19 protein-coding genes are annotated in these 16,973 nt (G+C 47.3%); 7 read left to right on the top strand and 12 right to left on the bottom strand.

Annotated features, from left to right (window positions below; translation table 11 throughout):
* The first annotated feature begins 90 nt into the window (after positions 1-90).
* Together JNUCC22_RS04360 and JNUCC22_RS04355 are read left to right on the top strand one after the other, a co-directional pair.
* Complete coding sequence (locus JNUCC22_RS04360; RefSeq protein WP_053104685.1) at positions 91-1,380, top strand: glutamate-1-semialdehyde 2,1-aminomutase; 1,290 nt, start codon at positions 91-93, stop codon at positions 1,378-1,380.
* 209 nt (positions 1,381-1,589) lie between these two features.
* A complete protein-coding gene (locus JNUCC22_RS04355) occupies positions 1,590-2,657 on the top strand; it encodes an aromatic acid exporter family protein (protein ID WP_007408566.1) in 1,068 nt (355 codons plus the stop codon).
* Between the two features lie 78 nt (positions 2,658-2,735).
* On the opposite strand, the gene JNUCC22_RS04350 is transcribed toward JNUCC22_RS04355, so the two are convergent.
* The 5 genes from JNUCC22_RS04350 to fabL form a co-directional block, all read right to left on the bottom strand.
* The gene (locus JNUCC22_RS04350) at positions 2,736-4,478 is read right to left on the bottom strand and encodes an ABC transporter ATP-binding protein (protein WP_014417243.1); all 1,743 of its coding nucleotides are present in this window, start codon (positions 4,476-4,478) and stop codon (positions 2,736-2,738) included.
* A gap of 82 nt (positions 4,479-4,560) precedes the next feature.
* On the bottom strand, positions 4,561-5,091 hold the full coding sequence (locus JNUCC22_RS04345; protein ID WP_003155475.1) for a nucleoside tri-diphosphate phosphatase: 531 nt from the start codon (positions 5,089-5,091) through the stop codon (positions 4,561-4,563).
* Between the two features lie 135 nt (positions 5,092-5,226).
* Complete coding sequence (locus JNUCC22_RS04340) at positions 5,227-5,493, bottom strand: YgaB family protein (protein ID WP_003155476.1); 267 nt, start codon at positions 5,491-5,493, stop codon at positions 5,227-5,229.
* A gap of 160 nt (positions 5,494-5,653) precedes the next feature.
* The gene (locus JNUCC22_RS04335; protein ID WP_003155477.1) at positions 5,654-5,824 is read right to left on the bottom strand and encodes a gamma-type small acid-soluble spore protein; all 171 of its coding nucleotides are present in this window, start codon (positions 5,822-5,824) and stop codon (positions 5,654-5,656) included.
* A 66-nt stretch (positions 5,825-5,890) separates the two neighbouring features.
* A complete protein-coding gene (fabL, locus tag JNUCC22_RS04330; protein WP_003155478.1) occupies positions 5,891-6,643 on the bottom strand; it encodes an enoyl-[acyl-carrier-protein] reductase FabL in 753 nt (250 codons plus the stop codon).
* 81 nt (positions 6,644-6,724) lie between these two features.
* Here fabL and JNUCC22_RS04325 point away from each other — a divergent pair, with 81 nt between their 5' ends.
* Positions 6,725-6,949: a hypothetical protein gene (locus JNUCC22_RS04325; protein ID WP_007408563.1), complete on the top strand. Its 225-nt coding sequence runs from the start codon at positions 6,725-6,727 to the stop codon at positions 6,947-6,949.
* 6 nt (positions 6,950-6,955) lie between these two features.
* On the opposite strand, the gene mutY is transcribed toward JNUCC22_RS04325, so the two are convergent.
* Complete coding sequence (mutY, locus tag JNUCC22_RS04320; protein ID WP_012117124.1) at positions 6,956-8,053, bottom strand: A/G-specific adenine glycosylase; 1,098 nt, start codon at positions 8,051-8,053, stop codon at positions 6,956-6,958.
* Between the two features lie 225 nt (positions 8,054-8,278).
* Here mutY and JNUCC22_RS04315 point away from each other — a divergent pair, with 225 nt between their 5' ends.
* The gene (locus JNUCC22_RS04315; RefSeq protein ID WP_003155481.1) at positions 8,279-9,262 is read left to right on the top strand and encodes a metal-dependent hydrolase; all 984 of its coding nucleotides are present in this window, start codon (positions 8,279-8,281) and stop codon (positions 9,260-9,262) included.
* On the opposite strand, the gene JNUCC22_RS04310 is transcribed toward JNUCC22_RS04315, so the two are convergent.
* The 6 genes from JNUCC22_RS04310 to JNUCC22_RS04285 form a co-directional block, all read right to left on the bottom strand.
* Positions 9,259-11,844 carry a YfhO family protein gene (locus tag JNUCC22_RS04310; protein WP_216062156.1) on the bottom strand — a complete coding sequence of 862 codons (2,586 nt, stop codon included), beginning with the start codon at positions 11,842-11,844 and terminating at the stop codon, positions 9,259-9,261. The two genes, JNUCC22_RS04315 and JNUCC22_RS04310, sit on opposite strands and share 4 nt — an antisense overlap.
* A gap of 36 nt (positions 11,845-11,880) precedes the next feature.
* Complete coding sequence (locus JNUCC22_RS04305; protein ID WP_003155484.1) at positions 11,881-12,861, bottom strand: glycosyltransferase family 2 protein; 981 nt, start codon at positions 12,859-12,861, stop codon at positions 11,881-11,883.
* 210 nt (positions 12,862-13,071) lie between these two features.
* Positions 13,072-13,932 carry an alpha/beta fold hydrolase gene (locus tag JNUCC22_RS04300; RefSeq protein WP_216062155.1) on the bottom strand — a complete coding sequence of 287 codons (861 nt, stop codon included), beginning with the start codon at positions 13,930-13,932 and terminating at the stop codon, positions 13,072-13,074.
* Positions 13,925-14,260: an SdpI family protein gene (locus tag JNUCC22_RS04295; protein ID WP_007408558.1), complete on the bottom strand. Its 336-nt coding sequence runs from the start codon at positions 14,258-14,260 to the stop codon at positions 13,925-13,927. Before JNUCC22_RS04295 ends, JNUCC22_RS04300 begins: the two co-directional genes overlap by 8 nt.
* A gap of 85 nt (positions 14,261-14,345) precedes the next feature.
* Positions 14,346-14,873, bottom strand: a complete 528-nt coding sequence (locus tag JNUCC22_RS04290; protein ID WP_015417063.1) for an SH3 domain-containing protein — start codon at positions 14,871-14,873, stop codon at positions 14,346-14,348.
* Between the two features lie 127 nt (positions 14,874-15,000).
* Positions 15,001-15,270: a YfhJ family protein gene (locus JNUCC22_RS04285; RefSeq protein ID WP_003155492.1), complete on the bottom strand. Its 270-nt coding sequence runs from the start codon at positions 15,268-15,270 to the stop codon at positions 15,001-15,003.
* Between the two features lie 123 nt (positions 15,271-15,393).
* Here JNUCC22_RS04285 and JNUCC22_RS04280 point away from each other — a divergent pair, with 123 nt between their 5' ends.
* The 3 genes from JNUCC22_RS04280 (at position 15,394) to JNUCC22_RS04270 (ending at position 16,955) form a co-directional block, all read left to right on the top strand.
* Positions 15,394-15,546 carry a small, acid-soluble spore protein K gene (locus JNUCC22_RS04280; protein WP_003155495.1) on the top strand — a complete coding sequence of 51 codons (153 nt, stop codon included), beginning with the start codon at positions 15,394-15,396 and terminating at the stop codon, positions 15,544-15,546.
* A 145-nt stretch (positions 15,547-15,691) separates the two neighbouring features.
* On the top strand, positions 15,692-16,603 hold the full coding sequence (locus JNUCC22_RS04275; RefSeq protein ID WP_216062154.1) for a trypsin-like serine peptidase: 912 nt from the start codon (positions 15,692-15,694) through the stop codon (positions 16,601-16,603).
* A complete protein-coding gene (locus JNUCC22_RS04270) occupies positions 16,566-16,955 on the top strand; it encodes a DUF2606 family protein (RefSeq protein ID WP_007610158.1) in 390 nt (129 codons plus the stop codon). Before JNUCC22_RS04275 ends, JNUCC22_RS04270 begins: the two co-directional genes overlap by 38 nt.
* Positions 16,956-16,973: the final 18 nt, after the last annotated feature.

The raw sequence follows: 16,973 nt of genomic DNA, 5'->3' as shown, positions 1-16,973 counted from the left end.
CGCTCTTTTCTGGAAGCATGAACCGTTGTGCTCGCAATGAAGCATGCTACAATAGAACATGATGTAAGGAGATATTAGGAGGGTCATTTTTTGTATACAAAATCAGTTGAACTTCATAAGGAAGCGTTAGAGCATATCGTCGGAGGCGTGAACAGCCCGTCCAGATCCTATAAAGCGGTAGGCGGCGGTTCACCCGTTGCGATGGAAAAAGCGAACGGCGCTTATTTCTGGGATGTAGACGGGAATCAGTATATCGATTATTTAGCGGCTTACGGCCCGATTATTACCGGACATGCCCATCCGCATATTACTGAAGCGATTAAAACAGCGGCTGAAAACGGCGTGCTGTACGGGACGCCGACCAAACATGAGGTCACTTTCGCCAAAATGCTGAAGGAGGCCATTCCTTCACTTGATAAAGTACGATTCGTAAACTCAGGCACTGAAGCGGTGATGACAACGATCCGGGTTGCACGCGCTTATACAGGCCGGACAAAAATCATTAAATTCGCCGGCTGCTATCACGGCCATTCTGATCTCGTACTTGTCGCTGCGGGTTCCGGTCCGTCTACGCTCGGCACTCCTGATTCCGCCGGCGTGCCGAAAAGCATCGCCAATGAGGTGATTACCGTTCCTTTCAATGATATTGAAAGCTACAAAGCCGCGCTGGATAAATGGGGTTCGGAAATTGCAGCGGTTCTCGTCGAGCCGATCGTCGGCAACTTCGGCATCGTTGAACCTGAAGAAGGATTTTTAGAACAGGTAAATGAATTGACCCATAAAGCGGGCGCGCTCGTCATTTATGATGAAGTGATCACGGCGTTCCGTTTTATGTACGGAGGCGCGCAGGATCTTCTTCAAGTGAAGCCTGATTTAACGGCGCTCGGTAAAATTATCGGGGGCGGCTTGCCGATCGGCGCTTACGGAGGCAAAAAAGAGATCATGGAGCAGGTTGCTCCGCTCGGCCCGGCATATCAAGCCGGCACGATGGCCGGAAACCCGGCATCTATCCTATCAGGCATCGCCTGCCTGGAAGTGCTGAAGGAAGAAGGCGTTTATGAGCGGCTTGATGAGCTCGGCGCCAGACTTGAGCACGGCATTCTCGCCCATGCGGAGACACACGGCATTACCATCACCGTCAACCGTTTAAAAGGCGCGCTCACGGTTTACTTCACTGATGAAAAGATCGTCAATTACGAGCAGGCGGAAAATACGGACGGAGAAGCATTCGCCAAGTTCTTCAAGCTGATGCTTGAGCGCGGCATCAATCTCGCTCCATCGAAGTATGAAGCTTGGTTTATCACAACCGCACATACTGAAGAGGATATCGACGCCACTTTACAAGCCGTTGAAGATGCGTTCAGACATATGAAAAAATAACTGCTGAAACAAGCGGGAGCCCGGGGCTTCCGCTTTTTCTTTTTGTCCGATTTGTGAGATAATGGTTTTTTCAAAAAAAGACCTTGAATAATTGGTATGATCCCTGTATATTACTTTATTGTTTAGCAAATCAGCCGACAGGGAAATGTAAGTGTCAGCCGTTCGTTCGGCACATAATTTATTAGAGAAAGGAATGCACGCACAAACCAATGAAACTTGGTGCCCGCATTTTCAAAACAGGGATTGCGATTACGCTCGCGCTCTACTTAGCATCATGGATCGGACTTCCGTCGCCGATCTTTGCCGGGATTGCAGCTATATTTGCCATACAGCCCTCTATTTACAGGTCTTTTCTTATCATTATTGATCAGGTTCAGGCAAATATCATCGGCGCTGTCATCGCTACGGCATTCGGACTGATTTTCGGACCGAGTCCGATTATGATCGGATTGACCGCAGTGATTGTCATCACGATCATGTTAAAACTGAAAATTGAACACACCATTTCGATTGCGCTCGTGACGGTTATCGCAATTTTAGAAACACCGGGAAACAGCTTCCTGACGTTCGCTCTGATACGAACAAGCACCGTTATTTTAGGCGTGCTGTCTTCTTTTATTGTGAACCTTGTGTTTCTTCCGCCGAAATACGAAACGAAGCTGACTCATCATACGGTTGAATATACCGATGAGATCATGAAATGGATCAGGCTGACGATGCGTCAGTCCACGGAACACTCGATATTGAAAGAGGATATTGAGAAGCTGAAGGAAAAGATGATGAAGCTTGATCATACGTACCTTCTTTATAAAGAGGAGAGAAGCTACTTTAAGAAAACGACGTATGTAAAGTCGCGCAAGCTTGTATTGTTCAGACAGGCGATTATTACGGCGAATCGGGCGCTTGATACGCTGAAAAAGCTGCACCGCTATGAAAACGAGATTTATCATATGCCGGAGGAATTTCAGGAGACGCTGACAGAAGAAATTGATTATCTGCTTCATTGGCACGAAAGGATTCTGATGCGGACGGTCGGCAAGATCAAACCGCATGATGACGATGCTGAAGAAAGCATAAGATATAAACAGCTTTTGACGAAGTCTTTCTTGAAAAATCAGCAGAACTGCGAGGATGAACTGCTTGATTACAATATGCTCAGCATTATGGCTGCGGTTGCGGAATACCGCGAGCAGCTGGAGCATCTCGATACATTAATTACGAGTTTTCAGACATACCACCCGAAAGACAGCGAATTAGAAACAGACGATGATGAGTAACCCGGTGCTCTAGATAACCGGGTTTTTTTGCATAAAAAAAAACGTATGCCGCCCATTCGGACGGCATAAGTTTTTGTATCAGTTCAAATTCTGAATCGTAAATAAGTGTCTGTACTGGCCGCCTTGGGCCATTAATTCCTCGTGCGTGCCGGTTTCGACGACGGCGCCGTTTTCCATGACGACAATTTTATCCGCGTGCGTAATCGTGGACAGCCTGTGGGCGACGATAAAAGTCGTCCGGTTTTTCGCAAGCTTTTCCATTGCTTCCTGAATGTAGTGTTCACTTTCAAGATCAAGAGCCGATGTCGCTTCATCCAAGATTAACAGCGGCGGATTTTTTAAGAACACACGCGCGATGGAAATCCGCTGTTTCTGCCCGCCTGACAATTTGACGCCCCGTTCGCCGACTTTGGTTTCGTAACCTTCTGGGAAATTCATAATAAATTCATGGGCATTTGCCGCTTTCGCAGCCGCAACCACCTCATCCAGAGACGCTCCCGGTTTACCGATGGCGATATTTTCACGAATCGTCTCACTGAACAGAAACGTATCCTGAAGCACCATTCCGACTTGATTGCGGAGGCTTCTCGCTTCATAATCGCGAATATCTGTGCCGTCAATCAGCAGGCTGCCGCCGGATACATCATAAAAACGCGGTATGAGGCTGACAAGCGTCGATTTACCGCCGCCGCTCATCCCGACGAGCGCGACGGTTTCCCCTTTTGTCACCTTTAAGGAAACGTCCTGCAAAATCGTTTCTTTTCCTTCCTCATAACGGAACGAGACATTTCGGAATTCAACTTCGCCCTTAATGCCGTCAGCTTTTACTGCATTCGGTTTATCAGTCAGTTCATACGGCTCGTCGATAAATTCAAATATGCGGTCCATTGAAGCGATCGACTGGGTCAGCGTCGTCGATGAGTTGATCAATCTTCTGACCGGATTGTACATTCTGTCAATATAGCCGACGAACGCAACCATCGTCCCTACCGTCAGCGGACCGTTTATGACAAAATAACCCGCAAACGCGATAACGAGCAGCGGCGCCAAATCCGTAATGGTATTCACGACTGCAAACGTTTTTGCGTTCCAATTCGTATGACGGATCGCTCTGTCCAGAAAATGTCCGTTTTTTTCATCAAAATTGGCTTGTTCATAATCTTCAATGGCAAAACTTCTGATGACGGGCATCCCCTGAACTCTTTCGTGCAAATGTCCCTGAACTTGGGCGAGTGCCTGAGAACGCTCACGTGTCAGTTTTCGGAGGCGGCCGTAAAAGTATTTCACTGAAATTCCGTATAACGGAAACAAAATGACAGATATCAATGTCAGCTTAACATCGAGTGTAAACATAATGCAGATGACGATCAGCACCGTCATCATATCAAGCCAGATATTCATCAGTCCCGTTATGACAAAGTCTTTTGTCTGTTCGACATCATTTATCACCCGGGAAATGACTTCGCCCGTTCTCGTGTTGGCATAAAACCTCAGGCTCAATTTTTGAATATGATCAAACAATACCCCCCTGATATCATAGAGCACCCGGCTGCCCGTCCATTGCGCGAAGTATTGCCGATAGTACTCTACCGGGGGACGCAGAATTAAAAACAGCACGAACATGATGCCCATTATCGTGAATAGCGATGATGTTTTAGCGCTTGCCGTTCCGCTCCCTTGAATAATGTCATCGACCACGTATTTTAACAGCAGCGGGAGAGCCAGCGGGATGGAGAATTTTATGATGCCGATTAACACTGTGATAAAAATTTGTTTTTTATAAGGTTTTACAAATTGCATATAGCGTCTGATTACGCCCACACTTTATCCCCCTCTCTCTTTAAGGCGTGTGAGCCCATGTGAAAAACCTGTTGACACCCCAACAGGTTTTTTATTGTATTCTTTATTTTGTATAGCGCAGATACCGTTCATACCACATATCAACAAATTCCGGAGCAAACGGTCCTTTCCGCTGATGAATCCAGTGCAGCAGCGTATTCAGATACTCCTTCAGAATGCTGTCGATCTCTTTAGGGTAATTCATTGATTTGCGGTGGTCATCGTATTCATCCTCGTCAAGAATGTTATACGTCATATCCGGAAACACCTTGACATCCAAATCGTAATCAATATATTTGATGGCCTCTCCGTCATAAGCGAACGGTGAGCTGATGTTGCAATAATAGTGTACCCCGTCATCTCTCAGCATTCCGATGACGTTAAACCACTGACGGGCATGAAAGTAGCAGATCGCCGGTTCTCTCGTCACCCACGTCCGTCCGTCGGATTCCGTCACCATTGTCCGGTCGTTGGCTCCGATGATACACAATTCCGTACTTTTTAAAATCGTCGTTTCATTCCAAATTCGATGAAGCAGCCCGTTATGCTTATAGCTGTGAATTTGAATGGTTTCTCCTTCCTTGGGATATCCCATATTTCTCCCCTACTTTCTGTAAAGCCCTGCAGTCAATGCAGCCGCAATTGCTTTCCGACAAGTCTTTTCACTATTATAACGTTACGAATTAAAAAATGAAAATAAAAGAACCACTCCGCTTCCGGAATGGCACATTCATTTCTGCACATAGGAAGACGGCTTTTCCGTGCTGCGATAAGACTGGATGACTTGCTCTGTCTGCCTTTGGAATAACTCCTGTATGCCGGCCAGGTCTTTTCGCTTTGTCGCAATTTCGTCCTGTACATTGTCCAGCTTTGCATCTCTTTCCAGACTGATGAGTTCCGCTTCCACCTGCCGGCAGCGGTCAAGTTCTGACTGCAGCTCGAGAAGCTGATCCATGATTTTCATCTGTTCACTTACAAGCTTTTCAAACTCTGACATCGGGTTCCTCCTTAGGCTTTTAGGTTGATACTCCTTACCATTTCGATTTTCCGCCGGAAAACCCTTTGACTCATTCTGTAGAGGAATCACAAGTTTTGTCGTTTTGGCAACAGAAAAAAGCACTTCCATCCGAAGATGAAGTGCTTTTTCGTTTCAGTGATTAGCTGTTTTGCTGTTTGTTTTGTTCAGCAGATTGGTTTTGCTTTCTAACCTGCTGCGCATCAGTTTCACTGCCGAATTCAGTGCCGTATTGACCCTGACCGGAAGCTGATTGCTGGTTTTGTCTTTTCACCTGCTGAACGTCTGTTTTGCTGTATTTTGAGTTTGCCATTGTTATCACCTCCACGCACTTTAGAATGCGCAGGAGATGATAAGGCTATTCATCTTTTTTTAAAACTTATACAAGCAGAGAACGTCCGCCGTCAATAATGATGGTCTGGCCGCGGATCATATCCGCTTTTGAAGAAACTAAAAACTCCACCGTGTCGATCATATCTTTAATCTCGACCATTCTGCCGGCCGGCGTATTTTGGCGGGCATCTTCCAGCAGTTCATCTCTGTTAGGGAAATGCTTCAGCGCGTCCGTATCAATCGCTCCGCCTGACACCGCGTTTACGATGATATTTTTCGGAGAAAGCTCAACCGCCAGATAACGGGTTAACGATTCTAAAGCGGCTTTTGAGACACCGACCGTCGTATAGTTTTCAAGATAGCGGATGCTGCCGAGCGAGCTGATGCTGACGATGTGGCCGCCTCCGTTTTTCTCCATCATCTTTGCCGCTTCCTGGGCGCAGAAAAGCAATGCTTTCGCATTGATATTCATCGTCCAGTCCCAGTGTGTTTCTTCGAGTTCCATGACCGGTCTCAGCACGCCTGAAGCCGCATTATTGACGAACACGTCCAGTCTGCCGAATGTTTCGTCAATCTGGCGGAACATGTCTTTGATTTTTGCCGGCTGGCCGACATTGGCTTTAATGACGAGCGTTTTCACGCCGAGTTTTTCAATTTCTTCGGCGGTTTCTAATGCCGCTTTTTTACTGCGGGCGTAATTGATGACGATGTTGTATCCTTTTTCCGCGAGTCTGATGGCCGCTGCTTTCCCGACGCCGCGGCTGCTTCCCGTGATCAGTGCGCATTTATTTTGTTCCATTTTTCCTCAGCTCCTTGCTGTGTATAGTTCTTTTCATTCAACAAACAATAAAAGCAATATGTGTTGAAAGGGGTCTTTTATATGTATGTCGGACGTGATATGGGCGAATTGGCCATGATGCCCAAAAAAGATTGGAGAGATTCAGAGCTCGCCTATTTCCATCATGCCTTCCAGCAAATTATGCCGTATTTAAACGAAGAAGGCCAGTCCAAATACCGGGAACTGATTCAGGAAATCGAAGCCCGCGGCGGACTGAAACGGAATGAAGCGGATTACGGCCACGGCACTCGCGTCAGCTATGACTGACGCTTTTTACAGGCGGCCGCTTTCTTCCGCCATTTTCCATATCTTTTGATGGGAAACGGGAAATGCGTATTCCTCGAGCTCCTCTTTTGTGACCCGTATAAATTCCGTTGTATCCGACACTTGTTTTACTTTACCGAAAAAGACCGAAATATTCCAGACGAGATGGGTGAAAACATGTTCTACGATGCCTTCCAGCTCCCCGATTTCAGCGGTTGTTCCCATCTCTTTTTCTAAATAGGCTTCAAGCTGCTCTCTTTCGGTTTTGATTCCTTTCTGGGTTTCGGTATTCGGAAACTCCCACAAGTTGGCGAGCAAGCCTTTTGGCGGCCGTTTATGAATATAGACATCGCCTTGATCGTCTGTCAGCACAACGGCTGCCATTGTTTTTATTCCGGGCTTTTTCTTTTTGCTTTTAACGGGCAGCTCCCGCTCTGTCCCTTCCGCAAATGCCGAACAGTGCTTTTGTACGGGGCAAAGCAGGCAGGACGGCGATTTCGGGGTGCAGATGATCGCGCCGAGCTCCATTAAACCCTGATTGAATTCAGATGGTTTTTCATGAGAAATGAAAGCGGATACCGCCTGTTCAAAAATGGTTCTGGTTTTAGGTTTTGCGATATCGTCCCATATGGAAAGAATTCTCGACATGACACGCATCACATTGCCGTCTACGGCGGGGATCGGTTTGTTGTATGCGATGCTGAGCACGGCGCCTTTTGTATAAGGGCCGACGCCTTTCAGTCCGCCAAATTCCTTTTCCTCGGCAGGGACGACTCCCCCGTACCGCTCATGCACTTCTTTTACGGCACTTTGCAGATTTCTTACACGGGAGTAATAACCTAGCCCTTCCCAGGCTTTGAGCACTTTTTCCTCATCGGCTTCAGCGAGCGCCGAAACGGTCGGAAATTGCTCAACAAACCGCCGGAAATAAGGGATAACGGTTTCTACGCGCGTCTGCTGCAGCATCACCTCTGACACCCACACCCGATACGGGTCCTGATTTTCTCTCCACGGCAGAATTCTCTGTTCTCTTTCGAACCATGTAATTAAGTCCTCGCGAAATTTGTCTATATCTTTTTGTTTCATTTTTTCTTCAAGTGCGTTCATATCTTCTCCTCAGATGTTTCGGGTTCCGCTTTTCTTGACACCGTATTTTGGTGTAAACTTAGGGCACGTTACGATAATATGTTACATTAAATAGTGATAAAGAAAAAGCGGAAACATATGAGAACGGCGGATAAACGCCATGATTGGGCAAACAGAAAATGGGGAATATCTTATAATGCGAAATATGCGGGCGACTGATTGTTAACGCCTGCTAGGAGGTCAACAATGGATACTGGCACTCACGTTGTCATGGGTATCGCGCTTGGCGGAATCGCAACTCTTGATCCTGCCGTCGGCATGCACACCCCCATGTCTCAGGCAGTTATGATTGCCGCTCTTGCCGGCTCTCAGGCACCTGATATTGATACCATATTGAAGCTGAAAAATAATGCCGTTTATATTCGAAATCATAGAGGGTTCACGCACTCCATTCCCGCCGTTTTATTTTGGTCCGTTCTGATTCCGGGTATTTTGTTTATGTTTTATCCGGAAGCGAACTTTTTGCACCTGTGGCTGTGGACGCTTCTCGCTGTCGTTTTGCATGTGTTTGTTGACATTTTTAACGCGTACGGCACGCAGGCCATCCGCCCGTTTTCGAGAAAATGGATCGCTCTCGGTTTAATCAATACCTTTGATCCGTTTATTTTCGTCAGCCATTTGGCCGCGATTGCCGTGTGGTATATCGGAGGTCATCCGGGCGTGACATTTCTGATGCTTTATATCATCCTCGCAGGATATTACGCCGTCCGGTTTTTGATGCAGCTGCGGATAAAGCGAAGGCTGCGCGAAATGATTGAAGAGGAGATTGAAACCATCATTATTTCGCCGACGATGAAATTCAGGCAGTGGCGTATCGCCGTGACGACGGCGCATGCCTTTTATGTCGGCAGAAGCCTTGACGGCCATGTCGTGATATTGGATACATTCAACCGCGTGCCCGTTCCGGAAACCGATGTGATGAAGGCCGCGAAACAGGACGAAAATATTGCAGCCTTTCTTTCATTTTCCCCCGTTTACAGGTGGGAGGTCGATACCTTTAAAGATCATTATGAGGTGCGCTTTATTGATTTGCGCTACCGGAGCAAAGGCCACTATCCTTTTGTCGCCATCGTCCACCTCAGTCATGATTTAGAGCTTCTCTCTTCTTACACGGGCTGGATTTTCAGCGAGGAAAAATTGCAGAAAAAATTAAAGCTCGGCTCTGTTTAAGAGCCGGGCTTTTTTTGTCTTCTCACATATATAACCGCAAACACGAGGCTGATCACCGATAGAGCGGCCGCGGGTTTAAAAAACGGCGGGTAATACGTTAATTGAATATCGTTTTTTCCTTTTTGCGCTTTAAATCCGATAAAGGAATAATCCGCTTTTTCAATCTGCTCTTTTCTGCCGTTTATCTTCAGCTCCCAGCCTTTTTCATATGGAATCGGAAGCATGATATACGGCGCGCGGGTTTTGTTATCATACGAGATATGAAGCGTATTTCCGCGCCAGCTTAGATCGGCCCGCGGTTCTTTTTCCGCTTTTCGGTATGCGCTTTTCAGCGTATCGTATCGTTCTTCATAAAGCGCCAGTCTGTCAAGCTGATACGATCCTTTCGGCAGACGGATTTGGATGTTTTTTGTTTTCGGCACTCTCACAGTAAGATCGTTGACACCTGTTTTGTAAATGGATTGATTCGATTTTCTCGTTGTCGTGTAATCGTTCACTTTTAATGTAAAGCCCTGGTCCTTCGCTTTATTCTTCAAATAAAAGCTGACGTAATAATCGCCGCCGTCCATCTTAGCGGCTTGCGGCGTAATGATCAGGCCGCCGCCGTCTTCGTTTACCGTCAGGATGCCGTTATGATAATCGCCATGTTCGGCCGCTACCTCTGCATGGCGGATCATATTTTTCGCCTCAGTCGCTTTTTTCGTGTTGGTTGTGCTTGATTCCATGACGATCCCGTCAAGCATTGCCCGTTCCCTGGCAAGGGCGGGCGCTTTTTTCAGGCCGCCCTCGTTATATACGCGATCGGCTGTCCGTACGAACGGAAGCATATATTGATTTTGATAAACCGCATAATGGGTTGATTCCATGATTTTTTTGAACCCGTACGGCACGCCGGCCTCGTTTGTTTTTTCCGTCATATAATATTTTCCGTAAAGCAGGCTGTATAAATTAGCCCTGTTTCCTAATGTCGCATAGCGGCTGACGCTTTCTCTGCCCATGTCAATCTGGAGATCGTTCCAGTAAAAGGACAGCAGATTGCGGTTCAGTATGCTTGAGTATACGCTGAATCCGTTGAATCCGTATATGATCGGGGTGTTATTGAAGACACCGTTCATCCAATCTAAACGGGCAAACGGATCAGGGTCTTTTTCTTTCAGACGCTGAATGAGCTCTGATTGCTCTTTGCCTTTATAGTCAGCACCCGTCATAAAAGTATGCGATACCGTATAAATCTTCCCGCCTTCTGATAAAGCATATTTTTCATATGTATTAGCCGTAAGCACAGCCGTAAGCAAAATGACGGCATAGACGGCGGGCACCGCGCCTTTCAGTCTTGTCTTTGCTGCAAAGAAAGCGGCTATGCTCAGCACCAGAAGAAGGATGACGGGCAGGTTGGCGTGATCAGACATATCCAGACTGTACCGCCTCACCTGGCTCCAATAGAGCAGAACGACGAGTACGGCGGACATCAGCATACTCTTCATGCTGATGTCTGAAAGCTTAGAAAGCCCGGCTGAAACCGTTCCGGCAATCGTGAAGCACAGGACGTATTCAAACCTGTTCTGCGGAGCTGAAAAACCGTTAAAGGCACTTGCCGCGAACGGACTGAAGTGAAACAGAATATACAGCAGACTGATTCCCGCAAACAGCCGGAACAAGCGGTTTTTGTATAAAGTAAATGTAAATAGAAAAAGCAAAAAAGCCGCCGGCAGGATGATTATCCTGCTAGAAAATAAAATGTTGTCGGAAAAATCAAGCCATGCAATATGCTCTGAATACGGAGGCCGCAGATTATGAAGGTATCCGTATACGACAGGAATAAAGGAAACTGCGCTTATGCCGAACCCGAGAAGGCCCGACAGAATAAATATCCTGCATTGAGTGAGCTTTTTCGCCTCATTGCCTTCAAGGGGGATCACCCACCTGAATAAGATATAAATGCCGATGAAAATCAGATTAATATACGCAAAATAAAAGTTGTTGATCAATGTCAGCGCACAGGCGAAGATAAACCACGCCGGCTTTTTTTCCCGGATGATTTTTTCCGCGCCCAACACAAGCAACGGCAGCCACACCATACTGTCAGTGAAAAAGTCCCAATATACCTCATGCCGGAAGTAAATAATCGAGACCCCGTACAACACGGCGCCGGCAAAAGCAGGCACCGTCCGTTTGACGAAATAACGGAACACACACGCCGCCGTGAATATGATAAAACTCTGCTTGGCAATGCTGATAAAAACGGAGGCCTGCGCCCAAAACAGCGCATCAGCCTCACCCGTCAGCTGAATAAGCTGCAAAAAGCGGACAGCGGCGGAGATAAACAGGAATAGAAAAGAAGTAGAGAAATAATAGCCGAGCTGACTGTACACGCCCCCGCCCAGTCCGAACGAATAGCTGTAAAACAGCCTGCCGTTCATATATTGATCAAACAGCAGCTTTTTGAAGACCGCCATTTGGGCGATCCCGTCTCCAGACCCCGTCATATAGCGGCCTGCCGACCACTCTTTTAAGAAAAAAATATGAGCGGCTGCCGCAGCCAGCACACAGGCTGCCGGCAAGATCCATTTATTTTTTTTCATACAACGTCCCCAGACCCTGCGCACAGCGGCGGCTGTTTAATGGTTCCACTTGCGCTTCTTTGTATAATTCGTTTCATTTTGTTCTCCGTACGTTATATTCGCTTCTTTAATTAAATAGTGCGGGCGTTTTTTTGTTTCATAGTAAATCCGGCCGATGTATTCTCCGATGATGCCGAGACTCAAAAGCTGGATGCCCCCTAAAAACAGCACGGCGGAAATAATGGTGAAGTATCCGGGTACGGACACGCCGTGTGTCAGAATATGAACAAAGGTCGTTACAATATAAACCATCGACAGAAGCAATATCAGAATACCGGTGAAAAAGCATACCCTAAGGGGCTTGTTGTTGAAGGAGACGACACCGTCCATTCCGTAGTTGAACAGATTGCTGAATGACCATTTGGACGTGCCGTTCTTCCTTTCGACATTTTCATAAAATACGATTTTCTGGTCAAACCCGATCCAGCAGAACAGCCCTTTCGAGAAACGGTTCCCTTCACTCAGCTTCAAAAGGGCATCAACGGCCTGCCGGCTCAGCAGGCGGAAATCTCCGACCCCGTCACGCAGGTCCACTTCGACGGCTTTGTTGATAAATTTATAATACAGGGAAGAAAGCACGGAACGCACGGGGCTGTCCCCTTTTCGGTTGCGCTGCGCGATGACTTGGTCATACCCTTCTTCATAGCCTTGAATGAAGTCTTTCAGCAGATGGGTCGGATGCTGCAGATCGGCGTCCATCACGATTACCGCTTCGCCCTGCACGTGTTCAAATCCTGCCAAAATGGCCGCTTCTTTCCCGAAGTTGCGGGAAAAAGATATGTATTTGACGCGATGGTTTCTGGCGGCCAGTTCTTTAATCTGCTGAAGGGTGTCATCCGCGCTTCCGTCATTGATGTAGAAAATTTCATAGTCATAATGAATCGTCTGAAACTCTTTTTTTAAAGATTCATGGATGAGCTTGACGTTGTTCCCTTCATTGTAAGACGGAATAATAATTGAGATTAACCTTTGTTTCATGAAGGCACCTTCTTTGTATTATTCTTTTTTTAGGACGGCCTTAAAGGAATTGTCCGCAAAACTTCAGTAAGGCTTTTCCTTTTTTTAATGACGTTTAAACCATTTTTTTGTTACAGGGAAAGAAAATTTTTTCTGCATATGGTTTATATTTTGTCATGTTTTTCGGCAGATATGAGAAAAAAAAGAAAAAGTCTGTACGCGGGACAGACTTTATTGCTGAAGGTATTCATGAATCAAATGGCTGACGATGCGCGGTTTTTCGTGAATGACCCAATGTGAGGCATCATCTATGAAGATTATGTCGCCGTTTGGAATCATCCGTTTTGTTTCCTTGGCGAGCTTTTTGCTCAGCGCTCGGTCATTGACGCCCCATATTAATCGGTACGGAACGGGCATTTTAAGCGGAACGGCAGGGCCTAAACCGCCGGCTCTGATCGCCCGGTACCAGTTCAGCATCGCCGTGAGCGCTCCTTTTCTGCCCCAAGCTTCTTTGTAGCTGTCGACATCTTCCCGTGAAAAAAGCGCCGGTCGTTCGGATAAGCCGATCGCTTGATCCAATACGCGGTAATTGTCTTCAGACAATCTCCGTTCCGGCTTTTCCGGCAGCTGAAAGAAAGCGATATAAGAGCTTTTCTTCCACTGCGGCGGGTAGAACGGTGTGACCTTCCGCATAACCGCCGGGTGCGGGATATTGACCGTGATTAATTTTTCAACGTATTGCGGCCGCGTGGATGCCAAATGCCAGGCCACGGCTCCTCCCCAATCGTGGCCGATGACGACGGCTTTGTCATCTGTAAAATGCGTGATCAGCCCGATAATGTCGTCTCTGAGCGTATCAATGGTATAGTTTTCAATGCCCTCCGGTTTGTCACTGAGATTATAGCCGCGCTGATCAGGCACGACAACATGGTATCCGGCATCCGCCAGCGGTTTGATCTGGCTCTTCCAGCCGTACCAGAATTCCGGAAACCCGTGCAGCAGCACCGCCAAAGGACCGTCTTTCGGACCGGCTGAAGCCGTGTGCAGCGTCACTCCGTTTGTTTCGATCATGTGAAACGTAATGTCATTCATCGATTCTCCTCCCCGTTTGTTTCAATCTTCTTTCTGTTAAGACGATGATCAGTACGCTGATCGCAATCAATAATACGGCCTGAACGATCAAGGCGAACGGCTGAGTCAGCCGGATAAGCAGGCTGCCCGCAAATCCAGCTGCCGCCGATATAAGGCCGAACAAAATCATGAGAAGCGCACTGAATCGATTGCCTTCTTTCCACTGCGACTCATCCGCCATAGAGCGCTTCGTCCGATATCCGTACAGGCTGTTGATCGACTTCGGCGGAAAAAATGTGACTAAAATGCCGGCCGCAGCCATCAGAAGGCCGCCGATTACCATTATCATATCTGTCACTCTCCTTTTCATCTTTTACGAAAGGAAAGGCGAAAAGTTTCAGAAAAAAAGCAGGCTCATTCGCCTGCCCGAATCTTTATTTTTGAGTTAAGTCGGCCGTTTTCACATAACCTGCTTTCCCGCCGTATGTGACGTACGCCCATTTACGGTCAAATCCTCCGTCATGGCTGAACCCCCAGCCGAGCACATTGACGGTTTCACCCGCTTTAACGGACCCTTTTTTGCCGGTTTCCAAAGTCGGCGTATAAAAAGCGGTTTGTTTCGCCGTCACCGCCTTCACCGGCTGCTTCATCAGAAAATGTGTGGAGATATAGGCTTTGTGACCTTTGTAGTCAATCTCAGCCCAATCTGCTCCTTGAAGCCGTTTAACCTTTACGGAATCCTCTGAACGAAGCGTGCCGATAATCGACCCTTGTTTATTTGGTTCTTTGCGGACGTTAAGTTCTCCTGCTTTCACGATATATGTATCTGCTGCGGTGTCTATTTTTGTCTGGTGAACTGCTGCGGCATTCGCTGCCGGATCGAAAAAAACGGTGCCTGCGGCTAAAAATAAGCAAAGTCCTGCGGCCGGAATAAATGCGGTTAACCCCTTTTTCATGTTCATTGTGGTTCCTCCCCGCTATTTTATAAGTTATTACACATTTCCACATTCCGCCGGTCGCCAAACATGATTTTCCTATTTCTTTTATAAAAAAAACCGCCGGACGATATCCGGCGGGCGCACTGCTATGTTAATGCAGGAGACCCCTGCTTTGATCCAAATAATGAGAAACGTCTTCCCGAACGCTCTGGAACATATGGAGCTTGCTGCCGTATGATTCGATCCATTCCTTGACGACGCGTTCCGTCATTTGCTCTCCTTGATACGGGCGGCCGGCTTTTGCGTAAGTCGCTTCGAAATCTCCCCATAAAAGCTCAACCCAAGTTCGCGCTTGCAAATAGCTGAGCATGTCATTTTTCTCAAGCAGCAAATTCGTCAGTTTGTCGATATATGTATTCATGTCTCTGTCTCCTTTCCTTGGGAAAACCTGCTGCTTTTACGCAGCTTGTCACAGGCATATACTAACTTTACGTCTTCAGTCCAGAAGGCGCAACCTTTTGATATTGGCCGAGGGGGAAAACAAATGGTCCGGAACAAGGCAAAAGGATTTCCTAATCAGAACAATAATAAGTTTGAAGGCGAACCGCGGGCAAAGGATGACTACGCTTCTAAACGGGCGGACGGTTCAATTAATTCGCACCCGCAAGAGCGCATGAGAGCTTCAGGCAGACGATAACACACACCGTAAGAGACCGGGAATGAGCCGGTCTCTTTTTTTGCAGAAAAAAACATCCTTTTGCGGTCATAACGCTAAATAAATTCCATAATATGTTAAATGTTCAACCGAAAGCCGGTAGACAAAAAAGGAGGGGTTTTATAAAATGAAGACAGTTTCAAAACGATTGCTGAGCCTTACCGCATTCTTACTGTCAGTTTCATTATTTGCTGTTTCAGCTGAAGCAGCGGGCAGCCCGCAGACATCTGTATCAAACAGCGGTGAGGAGTTTGACGCAAATCAGAATCAGCCTGTACAAACAACACAGACATCCCCCGCTTATGAAGGAACGGGCCTCACCAAAAGACAGCTTGCACAAAACAGCAAAGCTGACATCAAGTCATTAAAGCCTTCCAGTATTATTGGGACAGACGAACGAATCAGAATTTCTCCTACAACATCATTTCCATATCGAGCGACAGCACAGCTGACCGTCACATACAGCGGCAGCACAAGCACCTACGGATGCACCGGTTTTTTTGTCAATGCCGACACGATTGTTACGGCGGGACATTGCGTGTATGATCAGAAAAACGGCTGGGCATCGAAAATTACGGCAGCTCCCGGCCGCAACGGGTCATCGTACCCGTACGGCTCTTATTCAGGAAAGACATTCTACAGCGTCAAAGGGTGGACAGAAAACGGTGACACAAACTATGACTACGGCGCAATCAAAGTAAACGGGTCGCCTGGGGATACTGTCGGCTGGTACGGCTACCGGACGACCAACAGTTCCAGTCCGGCCGGGCTTTCCTCAACCGTGACAGGATATCCGTGCGACAAAGTGTCCGGTTCCATGTGGTCGGACAGCAAGCCGATACGTTCTGCCGAGACATATAAACTCACCTACACGACAGATACGTTCGGCTGCCAGAGCGGATCGCCCGTTTACCGCAATTACAGCGACACCGGCCAGACCGCCATTGCCATTCATACAAACGGCGGGTCGTCTTACAATCTGGGAACAAGGGTGACAAACAGTGTATTCGACAACATTCAATATTGGTCAAATCAATAAAGCTTTTGTTTTCTTTCTCGCGGCGGCCGTTTTATGCGGATGCGGCAAAGCGGATGATTCCGCCGCCAAAAAAGCACTGCCCGTTACGCTCCATGCTGAGGATGCAGACGGCTCACCGGCGGCCGGTGTGACGGTCACCGTGATGAAAGCGGCGGAGTCAGATCACCAGCCGAATATAGACCGCGGAGAGATAATAGGCAAGACTGATCACCACGGCGAGATTGCATGGAAAAGCGGCGTGAAAGGAACCTATGCCGTCGTTTTTGAAAAAGACGGAGTACCGGAAACCCGGAATATTTCCTTAGCTGAGAGTGATAAACATACGGTGATCAGCATTACATTGAAACACTGAAAAAAGCTTGCAGGCGGA

Origin of the sequence: Bacillus sp. JNUCC-22 (assembly GCF_018861275.1) — a bacterium.
Taxonomy (GTDB): Bacteria; Bacillota; Bacilli; order Bacillales; family Bacillaceae; genus Bacillus; species Bacillus velezensis.
Note: the sequence above shows the minus strand (reverse complement) of the source record. Positions and strands in the feature narration are given on the sequence as shown.